Annotated in this window: 1 protein-coding gene; it reads left to right on the top strand. The window is 50.8% G+C overall.

Going from position 1 to position 828, the window contains the following annotated elements; all coding sequences use genetic code 11:
* Positions 1-828: SUMF1/EgtB/PvdO family nonheme iron enzyme (locus JNK74_28445; GenBank protein MBL7650118.1), on the top strand; the 828-nt coding region annotated here is incomplete at both ends.

Raw genomic sequence — 828 nt, 5'->3', positions numbered from 1 at the left:
ATAGCTCCGACAGTCTGAAAACCGTTTTTGAACAGGCAACCAGCGTAACAACTTTTGCCGACTACACCGAGCAGATTCCCGGCACATCAGTTACGTTTAAGATGATAGCCGTCAAAGGCGGCACGTTTAACATGGGCAGCCCCGAAAAGGAACCTCTCCGCGAACCCGATGAATCACCGGTACGCCAGGTTACAGTCAGCCCGTTTTTTATGGCCGAAGTAGAAACAACCTGGGAACAGTATTGGGCATTCTACGGCAACACCATGAGCGAAGGACGCACTCCGCCCGAGCAGATTTATGCCAACAACAGCAACCCGAACGTGGATGCAATTTCCGGTCCCACTCCGCCGTACGGACGACCCGATCAGAACTGGGGCTTTGGCAAACGCCCGGCAATTACCATGACCCATTATGCAGCGGAAACCTTCTGCCAGTGGCTTTCAAAGAAAACCGGTAAAAAATACCGCCTGCCCACCGAAGCTGAATGGGAATACGCGGCTCGCGGTGGCACTGAAACACCGTATTTCTTTGACGGGAAACCGGATAAATTCTCTAACAAAGGTCTGTGGCGTAAAATTTCGGATGCCGAAACCGAACCGATTTCGCAGTACATCATTTATGTGAACAATAGTAAAGGCAGAACACAGTTGCCCGACGAGGTTAAACCTAATCCCTTTGGCCTGAAAAATATGCTGGGCAACGTAATGGAATATTGTGCCGACCGCTACGCACCCGACGCTTATGCCAAAAACGGCGGGAATGTAACTAATCCGCTGGTAACCGAAGGCGAGGAATGGGTTGTACGCGGAGGAAGTTATATTTCGGATG

The organism is Candidatus Hydrogenedentota bacterium, assembly GCA_016791475.1.
Lineage (GTDB): Bacteria > Hydrogenedentota > Hydrogenedentia > Hydrogenedentales > JAEUWI01 > JAEUWI01.
This window is presented reverse-complemented; position numbering and strand designations above follow the sequence as displayed.